Origin of the sequence: Saccharopolyspora indica (assembly GCF_027853965.1) — a bacterium.
Classification (GTDB): Bacteria; Actinomycetota; Actinomycetes; order Mycobacteriales; family Pseudonocardiaceae; genus Saccharopolyspora; species Saccharopolyspora indica.
Genome location: NZ_JAQGLB010000002.1, coordinates 655,996 through 674,297, shown reverse-complemented (window position 1 = coordinate 674,297; position 18,302 = coordinate 655,996). Strand labels below are relative to the sequence as shown.

The following is an 18,302-nucleotide window of genomic DNA, read 5'->3' as shown; positions in this document are numbered from 1 at the left end:
CGTTATTGTCAACTGATCAAACGTGGTAAACGACGCCATCAACGGTGAACTTCTTTCCATTGATGCTGATCGGCGTGGCCTGCACGTGCGGTCCGCTAACCTGGATGATCCCGAATCCGGATTGCCAATTGGCCGAACCACCCCTCAAATAACCGGCCTTCTTCTGATCCATCAGGTTGCCGACCTCCATACCGGTAACGCGAGACGTGATCACTCCGCCTCGCCCACGGCTCTCAGAACCGATACCAAGCCGGTGGGTGTGCCCCATCACGAGATTGGAATCGAGCTTGCGAGCGGCGTTCAGAGCGGTGTTTCCGGCGATCCTGGAGAGGCTGATCCCACCGCGGTGGCCGTGGGTCGTGATCCAGCCGGGAGCGACCTTGTTGAACTCCGGCAAGCGTCGGATCTCGTAGTTCTCGAACTCCAGCAGGTGTTCGAAGTTGAAGTACGCCGGGCCGGACAACGCCGGAGCGTACTTGTCCAGGTACACCCGAGGACGTTCGTCGTGATTCCCTTCGTGGAAACCGATCTCACCGCCATACGCCTCTCGGAGAGGCTGAATCAGGTTCTTGATCGTGTATTCCGAGTCAGCGAACACGGAGCCCTCGAACTCCTGGCGGGTTCCCTTTGTCCACCTCGAAGGCTGCGGATAATCGACCACATCCCCAATGTGAATCACCTCGTCGGGCTGATATTCACCGATGAACCTAATGACGGCCTTGAGTGCGCGAGTGTCCTCGTAAGGGCACTGCGTATCCGAGATGACGACAATTCGCTTGTCCTTACCCACTCAGCTTCCCCTTAATGTGCTCGGCAGCCATGATGTTGAACGCCACCGCAGCGGCGTGATCCTCGGTTTCGTTGACCTCGTAAAGCTCACCGTTCTCGTCTTCGACGTAACGGATCACTTCGTCATCGGTAAACCACTGCATGAAATGTCGGAACGCGCTCGACTTCGCTCGGTCCAATGCCTCCTGATCAGAGAACTGCTCCCAATTCCGGTCCGCGTAGTGTGCAGCCCCACGAGCCATCAGCCGGGCAATCCGGGTGAGGTACTGCTGCTCGTACGGAACGCCCTTCGGGAGCAGCAGGTCGAAGCGAGGCTTATTCGCTTCGGAGTCCCGCATCCCTCCGCCCTCGAACTGAACCCGATCAGAGACCAAAGTCGTCAACCCCCTCTTCCTCGACCTCAACCAGCTGAACCTCAACCGTGTCCCACTTATCCGCCGCATAGACCTTGTAGCGGACGAGCCGGCCGTCCTGGACCTCTGCCACATACAGGCTTCGGTGATCATCGATCGAGATAGGCATCTCCGACTCACTGACGAACTCGTTCGCCGACTCCGGCGTAATCACGATGACCTTGTGCGCCTCGTACATCTCTCCCCTTCGTTATTGTCAACTGATCAAAACCGACGAATGCGCTTCTGGAACTCGCGATCGATCTGGACTTCCCGCCAGATGAAGAACCCGATGGCCGCTCCCAGCAGGAGCACCACCAGCGTGATCAAGCCTGCCCACCAGGCAACGAGATCCCACATCAACCAGGTCAGCGCCGTTCCGAAGAACCCGGCCGCTACCGCTGTGTCGAACTCGGTCCCGCGCTCCTCCTCCATCTCAGTACCGCACCTTCCGGGGGCTGACCGGGCCGTACGCTTCGTCGTAGATCTCGTCGTCTTCGTAGTTCTTCATCGCTTTATTACTCCGTGTGCAGGTGGATTGGCCAGGTACCAGATTGCTCGTTGCAGTGCCGTTGTGTCGTCTCGAAGATGCCCGAGGACATACCTATTGCACGTCGAGCACAAAAGACCCCGGACGCATTTTGAGCATGAGGTCGAACCCGAACAGCACGAGTGGTCGTGATCAACCGATAACTTGCGCCGAGTCCCATTGGCCCGCTTGCAGATGAAGCAAACACCGCCTTGTGCTTTGTAGATCGCCCAGTACTGTTCGTACGTGATTCCGTACGTTTCCTCGACGTGGGACTTGTGCGAATACTCCTTGCGCTGCTTCTTATTTGCTCGGTGGTGAGTGGTGCACCGGGGGCCGGGATAAGGTGCCTTGCGTCGGGTGGTGATCCCCTCCGCGGTGCAGTCCTTGCAGCGCTTATCGGACTTCCGAGAACGGGCTTTCGTACTCCTGTTGCGTGATGTGGTCAAACGACCCCCCTTCGAATGTGTATCCGCGTGTGCGGTCGTGGAACACCAATGCACCTCGGGGCACGTTCACGTCTCGCCCGTACGCGGCGAACGACCGAGGCGAATCCTGGGTCTCACCTTCCCGCTGGATGTTCCACAAGGCCGTCGGCCAGTCACCGAATGCCGTGGAGCCACGAGCGCGCGACTTGTTCTCGTGCCCGGTGTGCGCGGTGATGATGACGCCGGACAACCCGGCCTCCACCGCCAACTGGTCGAAGCTGTCCAGGAACGGCCTGACCGACTCGGAGTCGTTCTCCGAGATCCCCAGGGCCGACAGCACCGGCGACACCGGATCGACCACCAGGACGTCAACGCCGAGACCGGAGAGCCGCCTGGCGGTTGCCTCGCGGATCTGCCGGGACCTCATGTCCACCGCGTTGCCTCGCCCGAGGAGCGAGACGTAGTGCAGCCGGTTGAAGTCGGCTCCCTCGATGTCCCGCAGCCACCGCTGTGCCATCGAGCGGCCAAGCTCCATGTCGTAGAAGGCCACCGTGAGCGGCTTCGGCACCCTGAACCGACCAAGGAACTCGGTCCCCGAGGTCAGCGATCGGATGATCTCCAGCATCATCGTGGACTTGCCGCTCTTCATCTGGGCCGACAGCAGCGCCTTGCCCTGGTGGTGGAGCAGGCCCTCGATCAGCCACTCCTCGGCGTCGATCTCCTGCGAAAGGAAGTCGTCGCCGACCTCGAAGTCCGGCAACGAAACCTTCGAGGCTTCCCGCTCGATCCGCTCCTTCGTGATCTGGTCCTGCACCGCGGTTTGCACCCGGCGCTTGCGGAGCTGCATCAGGTACTCCCAGAGGTCTTCTGGGGCTACCCCTGGCGGGATGTCGATGTTGAACTCATCCGTGGTCAGCTCCTCCCACGGATTCGACTGGGCGAACTCCCGAGCTCGCTGAGCCTTACCGGCGAAGTCCCTCACCGGGTACGGCATGTCGCCGAACGAAGCCTCTACGTCGTCGTAGGACAGCACTTCGTCAGGCAGGACACGAGCAATCCGCATCGAGCTGGCCAGCCGGGCATAGAACGTGTTGTCCAGCGTGCCGGGCATGGCATCGCGCGCCGCCTGGACGTTGTTGTGGTGCAGGTCGAGCAGCCGCTTGTACTGGAGCGGGCTCGCCTTCTCGATCGGGATGCCGTTCGCCGGCCGGTCCCCGATGACGCTCAGCCAGTCCCGGAGAAGCGCCTCCGGCAGCGGAGCAGGATCCTGGTCCCGAAGGACCTTGTAGCTGCCGTTCGGCTTCTTCGGGTGACCTACGCGCACCGTGGGCGGAGCCTGGACGTGCCTCCGGTCCCCGAGGAAGTCGATCCCCGGACCGATCTGGTTGACCCACTTCCCGGCGTCGATGATCCCCTTCAGGTCCTCAATGCTCTCCGGGTAGCGGAAGAGCAGATGCCAGCCACCGCTTGCCGTCTTGTGGACTCTGGTGTCCTTGATCTGCTCCCCGTACTTCTTGAACAGCGCCTCCGCGCTGCCGCCGTTCTGCACGTCGATGTCGATCGCGACGATTCCCGAAGCCTTGCCCAGCAGCAGGGCCACCGGGGAGTCGGAGTTCCGCACGACGTCCAAGTGGATGTCTTCGGCCTTCGAGTTCTGCCAGTTCGACCCTGGGTTGAACTCGCTCTCGTACAGAAACGGAGTCCATCCGCGATTCAGGTAATCCTGTACTGCCTCGACGCGACTGGACATTCATCCCTCCTTCATCAGGGCAACAAAAAGACCTCCCGAAGGAGGTCGATACGTTATTGTCAACTCATCAAATACGAAAACCGCACGCGGAGGCCACCGAGCAAAACCGACACTTGTCGGCCTCCGGAGAGGCGGGGAAGTCGCCAGCCCGGATACTCTGGTCAACCTTGTGAAACTCTTCTGAAACCTTCTCTTTCGTCCAAACCTCCAGGTCGTAATTCTCCTTCGTCGGCTTGCCCTGACGACCCATCCAGTAGTCGCCGGTCTTGATGTCGGTGCCGTACATCTCATTCATGGCTACCGCGTAGACCGCCAATTGGAAATCGTCACCCGGTTTGTTTCCGGTCTTGATGTCACGAACGATCGGCTCGCCGTGCTCATCTATCGAAATCACCTGGTCAATGAAGCCTTTGACGCGGACTCCATCGAGGTCGATGTCGAACCCGAGCTCGATCGCCGGCTGGCCGCTCGGCGTGATCCAGATGACCTGCTCCGGCGCTGCCTCCATGTAGTACCTGATGTACTTCTCCACCTGCTCCAGGCCGATACCGAGCCTTCGCGCGGCGTCGGTTTCGCCCTTGTACGGGCCGGACGAGAACCAGTACTCGAAGTTCGGCGTGTCCCCTGCCAGCCGGTTGGTGTGCGTCGCGTACGAGCTCTTGAAGACGTCCTGCGCCTGCTCCAGGCTCATCGTCCGGCCGGATCGCTCCCAAGCCTCAGCAGCTTCGTGAACGGCCAAGCCTTGTGGCAACCAGGCCGCGGGACGCTCCCAAGCGTTCTCGATCCGGTGCAGGTAGTAGGCGTACGCGCACTTCTGGTATTCCTTTAGCTGAGATACCGATCGATATTCTGCCAACCCTCACTCCTCTCGTGGGTGCACACGTGATCTACTCCTTTTCCAGGACAGCCTGGGTAGATCGAGTGCACGACCCGGTAGTAGCCACGAGTTACCCAAGCTGGATCTTTCACCACCTCTGCCTCCATCAGGGAAAAGCACTTGTCCGATAGGTATTCGTAGACCGGCTGGATAATCGTGTCGTCTGGGTCGACTTCTCTATGGGCACAAACCTCCAGAAGAGGATTCAATTCGGGGCTGGGTTGGAAAACCCAAGCTTCAATGAAGCCGTCTGAGTATGCAATCTCCATTGGTTGCGTGGTGGCGACAAAGGTACGCACTCATGCCTCGTTCACGGTTCGGGGAGAGAACAGAAACCGACCTCCCTCGCCGGTTCCTGTTCTCAGTCAGCTGCCCGATCAAGATCTGGCATATGCTTAGGCATACGCCACAGAGTCTCACCCTCGGGCGTAAGGTGAGTGTGCTTATTGACGCGGATGATCAGCTTGCCGTCCGAAGGAAGTCGCTTTCGGTAAGCGAAACCTCCAGTGATCACCTCGCCCGGGTTGGGCGGAATCTCGGGGTCGTACTCCACCACAACGTCCTCATCCTTGAGCTTTCTGTAAAACCAGAGTAGTCGCTCAAGCTTTTCTCGGCTCATTCCTTCGCCATACGTTTCCATGTACTCCGCATGGTCCCGAAGGCGCTTGCATGGGGCGTTTTCGATGAATTCTTTACTTACCCGCCACGGGAAGTGCTCTCGAACCTTTTCCCGAGCAGTCTTCGGTCGATCCTTTTCGTTCCTCCTCACAATCAGCGAAATGTACTGCCGGGTAACTCCGTACATCGCGCCAATATCGGCGTAGGTGTATTTCTTCCCTGTCTCCGGATTAATCTGACGTATCCACGCCTTGATTTCTTCATACGTAATCACGGGGTTTTGGGTGTTAGCCATGTCAGGGTGCAGCCTTCCTCTCGCCAACTAAATGAGAGTAGCATGACTATCCCGTTCGGGGTCAAGTCATGGATATCCCCCTCCCCAGTGCAACCGACTCCCCAGTCGGCAAAGCTCCCCAGCTTCGCCATGATTATCGTTTTGGTCCGGGTTTCGTTTCAAGCTTCAACAAAGTGTTACTTGAGTCACCCGTTCACTACACTCCGCTCCCCTGACCAGGGGAACCTGGCTCCACCCGTTGGGGCAGAGGCTATGTGGTACAGGCGTCTCAGTCGAGCATCATTGCCAAACCTTTACCCGAACGGACCAGTCGCACAAGGTTTCGATATCAAGATCAAAACCGCAGGTCAAGTAACCTGCGGTGTGGTGTCGGTCTACCTGTGTTGACCCACCAGTGACCGCCAGGCGCTCGTGCCCCTGGCGGAGGCTCACAGGTCAAGCCTTATCGAGATGCTTCTTCGCAATTCCGTACGCTGCCGCTGCCATCGTGCGGGCACGGATGTCTTCGTACCCGTCCTCGTACACCTCGGCGGCCACGGTGAACAGCGCCTCCTCCGGCCCTGGCTCCTCGGCCGCACGCAGGAGCACCGCGGCTGCTCGCAGCTCTCGGGCGCGGGCTGCGTCCTTCTCGGTCATGCCTTCTCCTCACCAAGGATCTTCCGGACCTGCACAGCGTTCTCGGTGACTACAACTGCCGTCACTTCAGAGGGCGGGATCACTCCGCCCCGAAGCATCCGGGCCATGCCGAACAGCCCTTCCTGGACGTCCTTCAGCGCCTCCCGCGTTTCCGGACTCAGGTGCTCCCGTTCGTCGGCGTTCTGAAGCTCCGTGATTAGCTCGTCCAGCTGCCGTTCCTGCTCTGAGTCCAACTCTTTGAACCCGACAACATTGGTCAAGAAGTTGACGACGATCTCTTTCTGAGTACTCATGCCTCTCCTTTGGCGTATCAAATAGCGCCATGCCCTACGCTGCATTCAGGCGACCGGCTTATCCGGCTCATGGCTTTGTGAAGATTCCTACGGTTCGTAGGTCTCTCCTGTGTCGGAGTTATCGCCGTACCAGTCGCCTGGTCCGTCGTCCACCTTTTGTTTCATCTCCGCCCAGGTCAAACCCGTTTCAATGGGTTCGAGACCGTCACCCCAGATCGACCAGACCGCGTTACTCATGTTGACTCCTCTTATTCCTGGACGTACAGGTCTTGGTACACGGATCGGATGTTTCGGTCCGCTTGCTTAATTGCGAGCTTCATTCCGAGATCGGAGGCGTGATTCACCTCGAATCGCCGGAGCAAGTTGGAGAGCGTCTGCCACTCTTCGAGCCTCAGCGGACCCGTTGGCAACTCGTTCATGCCTCGCTCCCTTCGTTCCGCAACTCCCAGCCCTCGACATCCGAGGTCAAGATTTCAAGCCTCTCAACCACTCGCCGAATGGCCTCTCGGGTATCGTAGGTCATCGGCTGGGCCATTTCCTCACTCAGCTCCGCGACGACTTCGCGAACCATGTTGCCGGGAGTATTAGATACCCTCTCGCTCATGATCTTCGCTTCCTTCATCTCACAGACGTTCAGGTGGCGACCGCATCCCACGCAGAACTCACCGCCATCTGAAATGGTTGGGCACGGCTTCTCGTTCATGATCCCTGCTCGATCCGTCCATCGAATACGTACCTCAACGGAACTGGTGCCCCAGAGCAGACTGGGGCACCAGCACGGCCTTGTTGACGATGACCGCCCGGTGATCCGGAGCCTTTGAACAACCCGCACGCCGGGCACCAGAACATCGTCAAATACTTTGGGTAGTCGTTCTCCTCGCTCACGCCTTCCATGTCCCCCAGTGTTCACCCTCGATCCACTCACCGATATCTGCCCCGTGCTCCAAGGCAGCTCCCCGAGCCCTGGAGGCCGCCTGCTGGCACTCGCGACAGAGCTGGTGTGCGTGGTCGAACCCGGACTCCTTCGGGGCCTTACGCGGCTTCTCAGCCCGCTTCCGCTCGGCCTCCTCAAGCCTCTTCCGAAGCTCCGCTGCTTTCTGCAGGGCATCCCTGGCCCCGTCCGCCTCGGCCTTGCTGACATCGTCCAGGCCCAGCAGGGTGCTCGCCATCGTCTCGATCCACTCGGCGACCGAAGACGTCTCCACGGCGACCTGAACCGTGCGGCTGCGGCCTCGGCGGATCACCGCGGCTGCGCTCCAAGCCTCCCGCACCCGGACGGCTTGCGGGTCGTCGTCATCCCCTTGCAGGACTCCCGACCCTTCCAACCAGTCGGCGAACGTGCCCTTGATGCTCAGAACCGATTCCACCGGCGAAGCCTCCTCCTTAGCTTCCAGGGCGTCCTTGCAGTACAGCTCCCAAACCTCTCGACCAGCGTCCGTAAACTCCACGTACGATTTCGTCGGCTCATTCCAGAGCTCGTCACCAGAAATCCGGGTGATGGTAACCAAGCCATCTCTCGCCATCGATCGTGCGGTGGCGATATGAATAGCGTTTAGGTCCGGGTGTGCCACTTCCCACGCAGCACTAGTAGCGCAAACGTGCTCAATGTATTCACCTGCGTTCTTGCGCGCCTCGGTTTCAGCGATCTTCCGAAGCGCACTAATCCTCTTCGCGCTGAGCTTCATGCCGATGCTCGCTCCTGACAACGCTCACAGATCGGAACCAAGCCGAGCACGCTGTGGGGCTGCACCGTCGTCGCTTCGTTCTCGCACGCCGGGAACCATTCGCAGATCACCGTGTGCTCGTCCACGTAGCGCTTCACCCACGCCGCCAAGTCTTCATCGGTGAATGCCACGCCAATCATGCGCTGAACACCGCGCATGATTTCTTGAGCACGCCCCACCATATCGCCTTCGGCCAGCTCTACGAACATGTTGTAAGCGTCTTCGTCTTGCTGGTCGGTCCAGTCGACCCGCTCGCCGTCCTGAATATCCATCTCAAGCCTCTCCGCACCCACAGATCCGATTCCCCATGACCTCGCAGTCCCAGCCGGCTTCGTCCTCCATGATCACTCCGTCTCCGTTGTCGTCCCCGGCTGACAGCGAGGCGATGCCTGCGAACACGGTTGCGACCAGCAAGCCGGACAAGACCAGCAAGGCGACCGCAGCGAACTTGTTCATCCTCAAACCTCCAGACCCAGCTCCGAGCTCACGACGCCAGCGCGCTGCGGACGACCCGAGTGGGGACGTAGCCGAACGTCGTCCGCAGCTCGTTCACCAACGCGGCCAGGGCGGCCCGCTTCGTCCGGTGCTGCCCGCCGATCAGCTCGTTCGCCTGGCCCAGGTACCCCTTGCGCTTCCCGCCCTTCCTGATCTCGGCAGCGAGCGACTGAGCGACGAACAGGCTGCGGGCGCGGTTGATCGTGTTGTGCTTGCGCATCTCAAATCTCCTTTGGTCTAAGTGGTCAAGGCGCAGAGCCGACCGGAATCGGCTCTCACCCAAAGCACTCATCCCTTCTTGCGCTTGCCGAGTGCGGCCAGCTCCGCCGCCAGCAGCAGCGCGAACTCCTTCGGGACCTCGACCTGAAACTCCACGGTGGCGCTGAGGACCCGCGCGTGCCCGTTCGCGATCTGGCCCAGGTCGCGGAAGTCGATCCATTCCCGGCTGAAGGAACTCCGGCGCGCAGCGTCTCCGAGCGTGGCCGCCAGGTCCCGGATGAAAGCTTCCTGCTCCGCTTCGTGCTCGTCGTACTGCGCCTGGAGTTCGGCCAGCTCCGCTAGCCGCTTCTGGTAGTTCGGCAGAAGTCGCCGCTTGATATCCTGCGCGATCTGCGCTGGGGTCTTCTTGTTGTACGAAACCTTGATCTCGTGAGTCGGCTCCCGGTACTCGGTCACCTTGCCGTACTGCTGAAGGCTCGCCGTGATCCCCAGCTTGCCCTCGTCCGACTTCCGCCAACCATGCGTGCTCAGGTGCAGCGTCGCCCCCGTGGAATGCACCAGGCGGGCGATATTGTTCGAGGGGGCGGAGCCCTCGGTGGCCTGCCAGCCGTCGCCCAGCTCAGCCGCGATCTTCCGGGCAAGCTCCAGCACGATCACATCGTTGTTCATTCTCTCTCCTAATTCCGAGCGATCAGGGAGAGGCGCGGTTTCCCGCGCCCAACCCAAACGGCTCCGATCAGGACGGAATCGCATTCCGTTCGATCAAGGCTTCGACGGTTTGCGCGATCGTGTGCGCTGCATCGTCCGCATCGTCCCAATCGCTATAGTGATCCGACTTGTTCGCCTCGACGCACGCCTCACGCCACTTGTCGACCTCTTCGCGAAGCAGTGCCCAAAGCTCCGTGGCTTCCATCTCTCTCCCTCAACTCCGACCCTGAAACCGAGCAAGTGCCTCAACCAGCAGTGCGGTCAGCTCCACGCCCGAGGGAAGAGGCGTCGCGTTTGCCCGCTCGATCTCCTCATCGTGTTCGCCAGGGTTCTCGCATTCGCAGTTGCCCACCGCCGCACCGCCGTCGTAGCCGTCAAGCGGTCCGCTGAACGTGAGCGGATCGATCTCGTACTCGTTCCGTTCCTCGTCCCAGATCAGGTAGACCTTTGCGAGTTCTTCAATGCAACCCTTTGCCATTTCACGCCTCCTTTTCTGAGCAATCAACAGACCGGACGGGCGTAACCGCCCGGTCGATTACTACTCAGATTCAGATTCCAAGTCGTCGCTCTCCGCCGCGTCCAATTCGTCAACCGTCGGAAACACGTTGTTGTGACGAGCGGTCTCGATTGCCAGGGCAACCGCGCCGTTCTCGACGCCCTCAACCTCATACATCTCGGCGCAGTCGAAACACACCGGGCGCTTGAGACTGGTCTTGATCAGGCCCCCGCAGTGCTCGCACTCCTGGAACGACTTCAGGAATTCGATCGGGTCAAATCTCTCTTCAACCCAACCCTTAGTCGCGTGGTGGTACTTCTTGGAGAAGTGGACCGCGTACGTGTAATCCCAGCCATCTTCGAGCGACTCATACGGATTCTGGTCGTACAGGGTGCCGTCTCCGTTGTTCTCCCAACCGGTAGCGTCACCGATCAAGTCGCGGATCTCATCTGCCAGGTGTTCGTCATCCTCCGGCGAGTCGATTCGCGGCCGGACGTCGTTCCGCGATTCGTGCAGCTGGGTGTGCGACCAGCTCCAGTCAATCCACCCGTGCTGTTCTTCTGGGTCCGAGCATCCCTCCTCGAACCGGTGAGCACTTGCAGTCATGAACGCGAAGATCTGAGCAGTCATTTTCTCTCCCCAATTCGAAGTCTCTGAATTCAAGGCACAGGCAGGCACTTGGTCCTGCCTGACCCAAAGCCCAGAGGTCACACCTCAGAAATCTGGTAGAAGTGCTCCCCTACCTGAATGCTGGTGAGCCGCTGCTCAACGACCGTTTTTGCGGCGGCCTCTAGCATCGCGCACAGCTCATCTACAGCAGCCGTAACAAACAGCTTGTTGTATTCGCGCCAGTCGCGGGCTTCGTTGTCAAGAACAATTGCCAGCGTCAACGACAGATCGGACACGTTCTCGAACAGCCACGAATTCGGCTCGGCACCAGGGGCAGCATTGTCATAAGTCTCGGTAACTCGAACGATCATGTCTCTCCTTGCCTCTGAATTCAAGGCGTCGGCTGACTCAGGTTCAGCCGGACCCAAAGCTCAGAGGTCTGCGTCCTCAACGTGCTTGATCCGGTAACCCTCGTACCGGATTGCCCAATCAACGCTTTGCGCTTGGTGCTTCAGAATCCACGTCCATGCGTCGGCCTCACTGCTGAGAACAGGTGAAACCTGTTTGCCGTCGCGTGTGACAATCCACTGCTCGTTCATTGCCTCGCCAATCCTCTAACTGTCGAGTACGTTATTGTCAACTCATGATAGAAGTGCCGATCATGCGCGCCACCAGCCGGAATCGAACCGGGCGCGAACTGTGTTCGCAGCTGCCTAGCCTGGTGGCGTTCGGGTGTCCGTCCGCAACTCGTTGTCTCGATCAGCCTGGCTCCCGTTCGGAGCGTTTGCCGGTTTGCCGATGCCGTTCGGCCTTGCCGGGTTCTAGCTGGGTGTTCCCGCGATAGAGTCCGACCATCGGTCGGCTGGCTCTACCTATCGCTCGTGGGAGTTGCGGTCCCGTATTCGGTTCTCAAGGTTCAGGTTTTGCTTGGCTCCAGCTTATCAGCTTTCCCGTTCTTGTCAACTCTTGGTTGACTTCCCGGTGGGCTTGTCTGGAGTTATGTTTTCGAGCTTAGCACATTTCGCGTTCTTGTCAACTGGACCGCGTAGCTGTTGCTGACTGGCGCTCAAACCCCCAAACGCTGTAGGGCTCCCGCTGGTCCGTCTTGAGTTGTTCGCTTAGTGCTACCCCGGAGCTTACACGAACGACCGTTATTGTCAACTGAGGTTCAGTCAGAGTGACCTAACTCGTTCGCTGCTGCGTCTGGAGTTTTTCCGCCTGACCTCTCGGCCTGACAACAACGAAACTACGCCCCGATTCACGTTCGTGTCAACTCATGGAAGCGTGTCGCCGGTCACATCACTCCAGGTTCATCGGCCTACCGGAGAAACCAGCCAGGCCAATCGAGCACGGTTATGGATTCCCGGCCCTGAATGGGCCCTCTCGCTTGAGCAGACGCCCTTCAGGCGCCTCCCACTCCGCCGTTTATTCCAGTGCCTCTATGGCCACTTCAAAGCCCTCCCCATTCATGGCCAGCAAGCACGAACGCCATCACCACGGCGAGGTGTGCGCACTAGGTCTGCGCACACGCAGGCATGGGCGCGCGTGAGGCTAGTGCATGGCGTTGGCATTGTCAGTGTGTCGCGGATTGCATCGGCAAGAGTTGACAAGAACGTTGTTGTGTGGTTGAGTTTGGATTGACAGTGAGATTAGGGTCGCTGGCCCCCAGGGGAGGGTTCCCCTCGGGGGCCTTCTCGATCGGCCAGGTATAGCGGCAGCGCGTAATCATGCGTCGCAGAGAGTGCCCAGGGTGGTTTTCTCGCCCCGGCCCGCGGATCACTACTCCAAGAGAGTGGTCTTCGCCACAAACCAGGGTTCGGGCGTCGGAGATTCAGCGGTGTAACACCTAATAACTAGGGGAGGGAGAGAGGAACGAAGTTCCTCGAACGACCGACCCTCTTCTTAGTTAACTGAACATCGACTCAGGTACTTCTCCACGGAGTGGAGAACCGAAGGAGGTACTTCCTCGGTCGCCTTAGTTAACTGAAGTTAACCGAGGTGAAGCACTTGAGAGAATCTAATCGTTGGCGTGGTTCAAACCGAGGTTCGAGGTTACCAGGTAACTGGGCTTCACTTCGAAAGTCAGCGCTGAGTAGAGACAACCACCGTTGCCAGATCCGCGGACCCCGCTGTGAAGGTCGGGCAACCGAGGTTGACCACATCAAAGCCGGGGATGACCACCGGTTGGTCAACCTCCAGTCAGTGTGCACGACTTGCCACAAGTCGAAGTCGTCCCAAGAAGGACACCAAGCGCGGGCAGCTCTCCGCGCTGCTCGATTCAGGAAGAAGCCAGCCCACCCCGGCCGGCTCAGATAACCGGAGGTCCAACGAGTGGCCAGGAAACCGGCCGCTCCCAGCGGCCTCAGCAACCGCGCCAAGCGGGTCTGGTCGAAGACGCTCGACCACTACGAGCTTCGAGAGGACGAGCTGTCGCTCCTCACCGACTTCTGCATGGAGATCACCATCGTGGATCACCTCCAGGCGTCCCTCACGGATGCCCCGCTGATGATCCGCGCTTCCCACGGTGGCGAGCAGATCAACCCGATCTTCAGCGAGCTGCGGATGCACCGCCAGGCGGCCATGTCGCTGTGGAAGGCGCTCAAGCTCCCGGAGATCGACAGCGAGGGCGACGAGGGCCAGGAGGACCCGAAGAAGGTGGTCCCGATGTCCCGCGAGGAGTCCGCCCGCAAGGCCGCCAACGCCAGGTGGAAGAGGAATGGCTAGGGCGCGGAGGACCGGCTCGAAGAAGTCGGCGAGCCCGCTCGAAGCCGTCGCGAACCAGGCCGAAGACCTTGCCCGCGGCCGGTTCGGACTCCAGATCGCCGGCTCGGAGTACGTGACCGAGGTCGATGGCGACCTGGCCGTCGACGCAGCCCAGCTGTACCGGCTACTTCTTTCGCAGGGGACAACGGGAAACCCCTAGCACTGCCAGGGTCGGCTGATGAAGGTGGAGAGCATGAGCCTCAGTAACGGATTCGTCCAGGTCGTGGTCGTCACGGGCAACGTGACGGCCGACGACGCCGACTTGTACGCAGATCTCCGAGGGATCGCTCCTGAACGGGTCAACGACCTCATCGCGCCGCTGCGGTCGGCGATCGGGGTGTTCGTCGCCGACCGGGAGCACCCGCAGTTCGGTCTCACCCGTGTGCATCTGCGCTCCGAGACGGACGACTTCGGGGTGCTGCTTGCGGGGTTCCTCGGGAGCCTGGGCATCCTGGCGGAGGTCAACCACCGAGCCGCAGACGGCACCGAGACCGTCATCCTCAATTCAGTGAATCTGCGAACGAAGCTCCAGCCGGAGCACTGAACTCCCGGCGCGGGCAGTAGAGCGCGAAGGTTTCCTCTCTCCTTCCCTTCGCTGCTCCTCCCCGCGCCGGGCAGCAGAAAGCCCCCGGCCGGAGCCGGGGGCTTCTGGGTCCCCGCGTTCGCAGGGCCAACCAAGGTCGCACCAAGCGACAACACTGTTGCGATCCTCAGCCTCCGAAGAAGCTGCCACCTCCACATACGTGGAGAGCACTTGACCTTCAGATCTGCCGGAACGGCCAGTCGTGGGTCACCTCCACATACGTGGAGAGCGCTACCCGAAGGGAAGTCCCTGAGGGACTAACGACGGGTCACCCCCACCTGCGTGGGGAGCGACAGCAAGCTATCACACGTAACTCGGCGTCACAACAACACCCCTCGATCTCCTGGCGGACCAGCGCATGGCGTGGTCCCCAGGGCATCACCCCGCCGCTGATCGGCTCTACCGATGGCCGAGCACCCCGGTTCCCGGTATCCCGCAGCGGCACCTGTGTGGCCCCGTGCAGCACCGTTTCAGCGGTGAACAACGGGGCTCCCTGGAGCGGTGCCTGCTCCAGGGTTCACAGGCATTAGCTCAGTTTGGACAGAGTGCCCGGTTTGGATCCGGGAAGTCCGAGGTTCGAATCCTCGATGCCTGACGACGGCCAGCATCCGGCTCTGCTCTCAGCACCCGGCCTGGCCTTCGATTCGAGTGGGCGCTGGGCGCGGACTGGTCTCCAAAACCAGTTGGCGGGGTTCGATTCCCTGCACTCGGGCTCGTATCCCCCACGCCTCTCAACGATGCGCACTTGGGGGATGTTCGCCTTCGTAGCTCAGACGGCAGAGCATCCGGTTGAAGCCCGGAGGGCGCAGGTTCGAGTCCTGCCGAAGTGCACAGCAGGAATAGGCCACAGGACGGCAGGGGGCCTACACGTCGGATAGGGATGAGTCCGGCTTTGCCTTCGTAGCCCAATTGGTAGAGGCGTCCGGCTCAGACCCGGAAGGTTGGGGGTTCGAATCCCTCCGAAGGTACTTCATTCGCGCGAGCAGCACTGAATAACTAGCTAAACAGGAGCACGGGAGTGGATGAATCCAAACTGCTCCCGGTTCCGAGCCATGTCATCGGCCCCACCTGGCGGCGGCTCAAGTCCGGGGGCTGGTACTTGCCCGAGAAGACCTTGGGCTGGCAGGTCATCAACTGGATGGTCAAGTACTTGCGTCAGCCCAATGGGCCGAATGCAAAAGAGGCTTTCTTGCCGACTCTGGAGCAAGCGAGATTCTTGCTCTGGTGGTACGCGGTCGATGACCGCGGTCGATTCGCTTACAGAAAGGGGGTCTTCCGGCGCATGAAAGGCGCCGGTAAAAGATCCCCTCGCTGCCGCGATGAGCTTGGTTGAGCTGTGCGGCCCGGTTGTGTTCGCGCGTTTCGATAGCAATGGCGAACCTGTCGGGGCCACCCGCTCTGCCGCATGGGTTCAGATCGTCGCGGTATCGCAGGACCAGACGAACAACACCTTCCGCATCTTCCCGCAGATGGCGTCGCCGTTGATGCAGGAGCGATACGGCCTCCAGATTAACAAGACGATTATCTACGCCGAGGGTGGCGGGCTGATCGAGGCGATTACGTCTTCCCCGCTTTCGATGGAAGGAAAAAGGCCCACCTTTGTCCTGAAGAACGAGACGCAATGGTGGCTGGAGAATAACAACGGCCACGAAATGGCGAACGTCATTCAGGGCAACGTCGATAAAGCTGCTTACGGCGGTTGTCGCGTACTGAGCATTTGCAACGCTCACCGGCCCGGAGAAGAGTCGGACGCAGAACAGGACTGGGAAGCGTTCCAGGACGTTCTCGCAGGCAACGCGGTGGACACGGGGCTCCTTTACGACGCCTTGGAAGCGCCGGCTGACACGCCGGTCTCAGAGATCGCGGAGGCATCCGAGGACCCGCAGCTGTACGAGGAACTTCTGCAGAAGCTCCATGACGGATTGGTGACCGCTCGGGGCGACGCGGTGTGGCTCGACATTGACACGTTGGTCAAGTCGATTCTCGACGTCAAGAACGATGTTACCGAGAGCCGCAGGAAGTTCCTCAACCAGATCAATGCGGCTGAGGATGCCTGGATCACTCCGCAGGAGTGGGACCGGTGCATGAGTGCCGAGATCAAGCCACTCGAATACGGCGACTCGATCACCTTGGGCTTCGACGGCTCCAAGGGGAATGACTGGACTGCACTAGTCGCCTGCCGGATCGATGACGGGGCGCTCTTCCCCATCAAGGTCTGGAACCCAGAGAAGTGGGACGGACAGATTCCTCGGGAACAGGTCAACGCCACGGTCGAGCACACGTTCGCGCACTACGACGTCCGCGCAATGCGAGCCGACGTCCGCGAATTCGAGGCGTACGTCGATCAGTGGGGCGTCAAGTTTGGCAAGAAGTTGAAGATCAAGGCGACGCCACGGCATCCGGTCGCATTTGACATGCGAGGCAACACGAAGCAATTCACGCTCGATTGCGAGCGATTTGAGGACTCGGTGGTCGAAGGCGAGATCACGCACAACGGTGATCCGACTCTTCGGCAGCACATTCTGAATGCGCACCGACGCCCGAACAACCACGGCATTTCGATCGGTAAGGCGAGCAAGGACTCCAGCCGAAAGATCGACGCCGCGGTCTGCGCCGTGCTCGCTTACGGCGCTCGGCAAGAACTCCTGATGAGCAAGAAGAACCGAGGACGAAAGGTGGCGATCTTCCGATAATGGCAGCCCCATTTATCGAGGAGCTGGTCCAAGACCTCAGCAACCGCCTTTCGGCCTCACAGCCGACCATGCGGGCCGATTCCGACTACTACGAGGCGCTGTTCCGGCCAAAGGCGCTGGGGGTCGCTACTCCCCCGGAGATGCGGCACATGGTCTCCGCGATCGGCTGGCCGAGGGTCTACCTCGACAGCTTGGAGGAGCGCCTGGACGTGGAGGGCTTCCGGCTCGCCGGCTCGTCCGAGGCAGATCAGCGGCTCTGGTCCTGGTGGCAGATCAACAACCTCGATGAGGAGTCTTCGATCGGCCACCTGGAAGCGATGATCTACGGCCTGAGTTACGTCACGGTGACGGCTCCGGACGAGACCGCGCCGGACCAGGACACCCCCGTGATCCGGGTGGAGTCGCCTCGGTCCGCGATCGCCGACATCGATCACCGGACGGGCGCGGTTCGGGCGTTCCTGCGGCTGTACCCGGCTCCGGCTGGAGAACCCACCGCGGACGAGGCAGCGACGCTGATGGTTCCCGGCCGCGTCTACTACCTGGTCCGGTCTTCAGGCCCGATGTCGCGCTGGCGGGTTGAGTCCGAGGTCGAAGGGCCGGACCTGGTGCCGGTCGTGCCGATCCTGAACCGCGAGCGCCTGAGCGATCGTATGGGCCGGTCAGAGATCCTGCCGGAGATCAGGAGCGTGACCGACGCAGCCGCCAGGACGATGATGAACCTTCAGGCAGCTGCGGAACTCATGGCGGTCCCGCAACGGCTGTTGTTCGGCGTGACTCGCGACGAATTCGAGAGCGACCCAGATAACCCTGGCCCCGTTCTCGACGCTTACTACGCGCGAATCATGGCATTCGAGAACGAAGCGGCTTCGGCGACTCAGTTCACCGCTGCAGAGCTTCGCAACTTCACGGATGTTCTCGATCAGCTGGCAAAGCAGGTCGCAGCGTATACAGGTTTGCCGCCTCAATACCTGTCTTTCCACTCCGATAACCCCGCTTCGGCAGAAGCAATTCGATCCGCCGAGTCCCGCTTGGTGAAGAAGGCGGAGCGGAAGTGCCGGATGTTCGGCGGAGCGTGGGAGCAGACCATGCGAATCGCCATGCTGATTATGGATGGCGAGATTCCGCAGGAGGCTTACCGGATGGAGACGCTGTGGCGTGATCCGGCGACGCCGACTTACGCGGCTAAGGCCGACGCCGTGGTCAAGCTGGTCACCGCGGTTACGCCTGATGGCCGTTCGGTGATTCCGGTGGAGCGAGGCCGAATCGATCTCGGCTACTCCGAGGAAGAACTTCGCGAGATGGAGCAGTGGGATAACCAATCCCCCACTGCGCAGCTGAACGCGCTCATGTCCGTGGCAAATCCGCCGCTCGCGACATCAGGGAGTAAAGCCGAAGAGGAGTAGGG

Annotated in this window: 28 protein-coding genes and 4 tRNA genes; 11 read left to right on the top strand and 21 right to left on the bottom strand. The window is 60.4% G+C overall.

Annotated features, from left to right (window positions below):
• Positions 1 to 16: 16 nt before the first annotated feature.
• The 21 genes from OU416_RS07100 to OU416_RS07005 form a co-directional block, all read right to left on the bottom strand.
• Complete coding sequence (locus tag OU416_RS07100) at positions 17 to 790, bottom strand: metallophosphoesterase (protein WP_270926002.1); 774 nt, start codon at positions 788 to 790, stop codon at positions 17 to 19.
• On the bottom strand, positions 783 to 1,172 hold the full coding sequence (locus OU416_RS07095) for a dATP/dGTP diphosphohydrolase domain-containing protein (RefSeq protein WP_270926001.1): 390 nt from the start codon (positions 1,170 to 1,172) through the stop codon (positions 783 to 785). The genes OU416_RS07100 and OU416_RS07095 overlap by 8 nt, the downstream gene beginning before the upstream one ends.
• Positions 1,153 to 1,380 (bottom strand): hypothetical protein, encoded by a 228-nt coding sequence (locus tag OU416_RS07090; protein ID WP_270926000.1) that lies wholly within the window; start codon positions 1,378 to 1,380, stop codon positions 1,153 to 1,155. Before OU416_RS07090 ends, OU416_RS07095 begins: the two co-directional genes overlap by 20 nt.
• A 26-nt stretch (positions 1,381 to 1,406) precedes the next feature.
• On the bottom strand, positions 1,407 to 1,616 hold the full coding sequence (locus OU416_RS07085; RefSeq protein ID WP_270925999.1) for a hypothetical protein: 210 nt from the start codon (positions 1,614 to 1,616) through the stop codon (positions 1,407 to 1,409).
• A gap of 72 nt (positions 1,617 to 1,688) precedes the next feature.
• Positions 1,689 to 2,213: an endonuclease VII domain-containing protein gene (locus OU416_RS40275; RefSeq protein ID WP_372907156.1), complete on the bottom strand. Its 525-nt coding sequence runs from the start codon at positions 2,211 to 2,213 to the stop codon at positions 1,689 to 1,691.
• A complete protein-coding gene (locus OU416_RS07080; RefSeq protein WP_270925998.1) occupies positions 2,107 to 3,888 on the bottom strand; it encodes an AAA family ATPase in 1,782 nt (593 codons plus the stop codon). The genes OU416_RS40275 and OU416_RS07080 overlap by 107 nt, the downstream gene beginning before the upstream one ends.
• 67 nt (positions 3,889 to 3,955) lie before the next feature.
• Positions 3,956 to 4,744: a RecB family exonuclease gene (locus tag OU416_RS07075; RefSeq protein ID WP_270925997.1), complete on the bottom strand. Its 789-nt coding sequence runs from the start codon at positions 4,742 to 4,744 to the stop codon at positions 3,956 to 3,958.
• A 382-nt stretch (positions 4,745 to 5,126) separates the two neighbouring features.
• On the bottom strand, positions 5,127 to 5,678 hold the full coding sequence (locus OU416_RS07070) for a hypothetical protein (protein ID WP_270925996.1): 552 nt from the start codon (positions 5,676 to 5,678) through the stop codon (positions 5,127 to 5,129).
• A gap of 435 nt (positions 5,679 to 6,113) precedes the next feature.
• Positions 6,114 to 6,314, bottom strand: a complete 201-nt coding sequence (locus OU416_RS07065; protein ID WP_270925995.1) for a hypothetical protein — start codon at positions 6,312 to 6,314, stop codon at positions 6,114 to 6,116.
• The gene (locus tag OU416_RS07060) at positions 6,311 to 6,607 is read right to left on the bottom strand and encodes a hypothetical protein (RefSeq protein ID WP_270925994.1); all 297 of its coding nucleotides are present in this window, start codon (positions 6,605 to 6,607) and stop codon (positions 6,311 to 6,313) included. The genes OU416_RS07065 and OU416_RS07060 overlap by 4 nt, the downstream gene beginning before the upstream one ends.
• Positions 6,608 to 6,694: 87 nt before the next feature.
• Positions 6,695 to 6,844, bottom strand: coding sequence for a hypothetical protein (locus OU416_RS07055; protein WP_270925993.1), 150 nt, complete (start codon positions 6,842 to 6,844; stop codon positions 6,695 to 6,697).
• Positions 6,845 to 7,022: 178 nt separating this feature from the next.
• On the bottom strand, positions 7,023 to 7,310 hold the full coding sequence (locus tag OU416_RS07050; protein ID WP_270925992.1) for a hypothetical protein: 288 nt from the start codon (positions 7,308 to 7,310) through the stop codon (positions 7,023 to 7,025).
• Between the two features lie 178 nt (positions 7,311 to 7,488).
• Positions 7,489 to 8,292, bottom strand: a complete 804-nt coding sequence (locus OU416_RS07045; RefSeq protein WP_270925991.1) for a hypothetical protein — start codon at positions 8,290 to 8,292, stop codon at positions 7,489 to 7,491.
• Complete coding sequence (locus OU416_RS07040; RefSeq protein WP_270925990.1) at positions 8,289 to 8,603, bottom strand: hypothetical protein; 315 nt, start codon at positions 8,601 to 8,603, stop codon at positions 8,289 to 8,291. Before OU416_RS07040 ends, OU416_RS07045 begins: the two co-directional genes overlap by 4 nt.
• A 1-nt stretch (position 8,604) precedes the next feature.
• The gene (locus OU416_RS07035) at positions 8,605 to 8,787 is read right to left on the bottom strand and encodes a hypothetical protein (protein ID WP_270925989.1); all 183 of its coding nucleotides are present in this window, start codon (positions 8,785 to 8,787) and stop codon (positions 8,605 to 8,607) included.
• Positions 8,788 to 8,815: 28 nt separating this feature from the next.
• Positions 8,816 to 9,046, bottom strand: a complete 231-nt coding sequence (locus OU416_RS07030) for a hypothetical protein (protein WP_270925988.1) — start codon at positions 9,044 to 9,046, stop codon at positions 8,816 to 8,818.
• Positions 9,047 to 9,114: 68 nt separating this feature from the next.
• On the bottom strand, positions 9,115 to 9,714 hold the full coding sequence (locus OU416_RS07025; RefSeq protein WP_270925987.1) for a hypothetical protein: 600 nt from the start codon (positions 9,712 to 9,714) through the stop codon (positions 9,115 to 9,117).
• 67 nt (positions 9,715 to 9,781) lie between these two features.
• Positions 9,782 to 9,958 carry a hypothetical protein gene (locus OU416_RS07020; protein ID WP_270925986.1) on the bottom strand — a complete coding sequence of 59 codons (177 nt, stop codon included), beginning with the start codon at positions 9,956 to 9,958 and terminating at the stop codon, positions 9,782 to 9,784.
• A 9-nt stretch (positions 9,959 to 9,967) separates the two neighbouring features.
• Positions 9,968 to 10,231 (bottom strand): hypothetical protein, encoded by a 264-nt coding sequence (locus OU416_RS07015; protein WP_270925985.1) that lies wholly within the window; start codon positions 10,229 to 10,231, stop codon positions 9,968 to 9,970.
• Between the two features lie 60 nt (positions 10,232 to 10,291).
• Positions 10,292 to 10,879, bottom strand: a complete 588-nt coding sequence (locus OU416_RS07010; protein ID WP_270925984.1) for a hypothetical protein — start codon at positions 10,877 to 10,879, stop codon at positions 10,292 to 10,294.
• Positions 10,880 to 10,956: 77 nt separating this feature from the next.
• Positions 10,957 to 11,229, bottom strand: a complete 273-nt coding sequence (locus OU416_RS07005) for a hypothetical protein (RefSeq protein WP_270925983.1) — start codon at positions 11,227 to 11,229, stop codon at positions 10,957 to 10,959.
• Positions 11,230 to 12,856: 1,627 nt separating this feature from the next.
• Here OU416_RS07005 and OU416_RS40270 point away from each other — a divergent pair.
• From OU416_RS40270 to OU416_RS06955, 11 genes are all read left to right on the top strand, one after another.
• Positions 12,857 to 13,174: an HNH endonuclease gene (locus tag OU416_RS40270; protein ID WP_372907157.1), complete on the top strand. Its 318-nt coding sequence runs from the start codon at positions 12,857 to 12,859 to the stop codon at positions 13,172 to 13,174.
• A gap of 15 nt (positions 13,175 to 13,189) precedes the next feature.
• The gene (locus tag OU416_RS07000; protein WP_270925982.1) at positions 13,190 to 13,582 is read left to right on the top strand and encodes a hypothetical protein; all 393 of its coding nucleotides are present in this window, start codon (positions 13,190 to 13,192) and stop codon (positions 13,580 to 13,582) included.
• Positions 13,575 to 13,781: a hypothetical protein gene (locus OU416_RS06995; protein WP_270925981.1), complete on the top strand. Its 207-nt coding sequence runs from the start codon at positions 13,575 to 13,577 to the stop codon at positions 13,779 to 13,781. The genes OU416_RS07000 and OU416_RS06995 overlap by 8 nt, the downstream gene beginning before the upstream one ends.
• 18 nt (positions 13,782 to 13,799) lie before the next feature.
• Positions 13,800 to 14,165 (top strand): hypothetical protein, encoded by a 366-nt coding sequence (locus OU416_RS06990; RefSeq protein ID WP_270925980.1) that lies wholly within the window; start codon positions 13,800 to 13,802, stop codon positions 14,163 to 14,165.
• Between the two features lie 559 nt (positions 14,166 to 14,724).
• Positions 14,725 to 14,799, top strand: a tRNA-Pro gene (locus OU416_RS06985).
• Positions 14,800 to 14,848: 49 nt separating this feature from the next.
• A tRNA-Trp gene (locus tag OU416_RS06980) sits at positions 14,849 to 14,916 on the top strand.
• Positions 14,917 to 14,962: 46 nt separating this feature from the next.
• A tRNA-Phe gene (locus OU416_RS06975) sits at positions 14,963 to 15,035 on the top strand.
• A gap of 63 nt (positions 15,036 to 15,098) precedes the next feature.
• Positions 15,099 to 15,172: transfer RNA gene (locus OU416_RS06970), tRNA-Leu, on the top strand.
• 50 nt (positions 15,173 to 15,222) lie between these two features.
• Positions 15,223 to 15,537 carry a hypothetical protein gene (locus tag OU416_RS06965; protein ID WP_270925979.1) on the top strand — a complete coding sequence of 105 codons (315 nt, stop codon included), beginning with the start codon at positions 15,223 to 15,225 and terminating at the stop codon, positions 15,535 to 15,537.
• Positions 15,524 to 16,897: a terminase large subunit gene (locus tag OU416_RS06960; protein ID WP_270925978.1), complete on the top strand. Its 1,374-nt coding sequence runs from the start codon at positions 15,524 to 15,526 to the stop codon at positions 16,895 to 16,897. Before OU416_RS06965 ends, OU416_RS06960 begins: the two co-directional genes overlap by 14 nt.
• Positions 16,897 to 18,300: a phage portal protein gene (locus tag OU416_RS06955; protein WP_270925977.1), complete on the top strand. Its 1,404-nt coding sequence runs from the start codon at positions 16,897 to 16,899 to the stop codon at positions 18,298 to 18,300. Before OU416_RS06960 ends, OU416_RS06955 begins: the two co-directional genes overlap by 1 nt.
• Positions 18,301 to 18,302: the final 2 nt, after the last annotated feature.

Excerpts from the sequence above, each read along its gene's own strand:
- OU416_RS07090 (WP_270926000.1), bottom strand. The coding sequence starts at position 1,380 with ATGTACGAGGCGCACAAGGTCATCGTGATTACGCCGGAGTCGGCGAAC.
- OU416_RS07085 (WP_270925999.1), bottom strand. The coding sequence starts at position 1,616 with ATGGAGGAGGAGCGCGGGACCGAGTTCGACACAGCGGTAGCGGCCGGG.
- OU416_RS07080 (WP_270925998.1), bottom strand. The coding sequence starts at position 3,888 with ATGTCCAGTCGCGTCGAGGCAGTACAGGATTACCTGAATCGCGGATGG.
- OU416_RS07070 (WP_270925996.1), bottom strand. The coding sequence starts at position 5,678 with ATGGCTAACACCCAAAACCCCGTGATTACGTATGAAGAAATCAAGGCG.
- OU416_RS07065 (WP_270925995.1), bottom strand. The coding sequence starts at position 6,314 with ATGACCGAGAAGGACGCAGCCCGCGCCCGAGAGCTGCGAGCAGCCGCG.
- OU416_RS07060 (WP_270925994.1), bottom strand. The coding sequence starts at position 6,607 with ATGAGTACTCAGAAAGAGATCGTCGTCAACTTCTTGACCAATGTTGTC.
- OU416_RS07055 (WP_270925993.1), bottom strand. The coding sequence starts at position 6,844 with ATGAGTAACGCGGTCTGGTCGATCTGGGGTGACGGTCTCGAACCCATT.
- OU416_RS07050 (WP_270925992.1), bottom strand. The coding sequence starts at position 7,310 with ATGAACGAGAAGCCGTGCCCAACCATTTCAGATGGCGGTGAGTTCTGC.
- OU416_RS07045 (WP_270925991.1), bottom strand. The coding sequence starts at position 8,292 with ATGAAGCTCAGCGCGAAGAGGATTAGTGCGCTTCGGAAGATCGCTGAA.
- OU416_RS07040 (WP_270925990.1), bottom strand. The coding sequence starts at position 8,603 with ATGGATATTCAGGACGGCGAGCGGGTCGACTGGACCGACCAGCAAGAC.
- OU416_RS07035 (WP_270925989.1), bottom strand. The coding sequence starts at position 8,787 with ATGAACAAGTTCGCTGCGGTCGCCTTGCTGGTCTTGTCCGGCTTGCTG.
- OU416_RS07030 (WP_270925988.1), bottom strand. The coding sequence starts at position 9,046 with ATGCGCAAGCACAACACGATCAACCGCGCCCGCAGCCTGTTCGTCGCT.
- OU416_RS07025 (WP_270925987.1), bottom strand. The coding sequence starts at position 9,714 with ATGAACAACGATGTGATCGTGCTGGAGCTTGCCCGGAAGATCGCGGCT.
- OU416_RS07020 (WP_270925986.1), bottom strand. The coding sequence starts at position 9,958 with ATGGAAGCCACGGAGCTTTGGGCACTGCTTCGCGAAGAGGTCGACAAG.
- OU416_RS07015 (WP_270925985.1), bottom strand. The coding sequence starts at position 10,231 with ATGGCAAAGGGTTGCATTGAAGAACTCGCAAAGGTCTACCTGATCTGG.
- OU416_RS07010 (WP_270925984.1), bottom strand. The coding sequence starts at position 10,879 with ATGACTGCTCAGATCTTCGCGTTCATGACTGCAAGTGCTCACCGGTTC.
- OU416_RS07005 (WP_270925983.1), bottom strand. The coding sequence starts at position 11,229 with ATGATCGTTCGAGTTACCGAGACTTATGACAATGCTGCCCCTGGTGCC.
- OU416_RS06995 (WP_270925981.1), top strand. The coding sequence starts at position 13,575 with ATGGCTAGGGCGCGGAGGACCGGCTCGAAGAAGTCGGCGAGCCCGCTC.
- OU416_RS06990 (WP_270925980.1), top strand. The coding sequence starts at position 13,800 with ATGAAGGTGGAGAGCATGAGCCTCAGTAACGGATTCGTCCAGGTCGTG.
- OU416_RS06960 (WP_270925978.1), top strand. The coding sequence starts at position 15,524 with ATGAGCTTGGTTGAGCTGTGCGGCCCGGTTGTGTTCGCGCGTTTCGAT.
- OU416_RS06955 (WP_270925977.1), top strand. The coding sequence starts at position 16,897 with ATGGCAGCCCCATTTATCGAGGAGCTGGTCCAAGACCTCAGCAACCGC.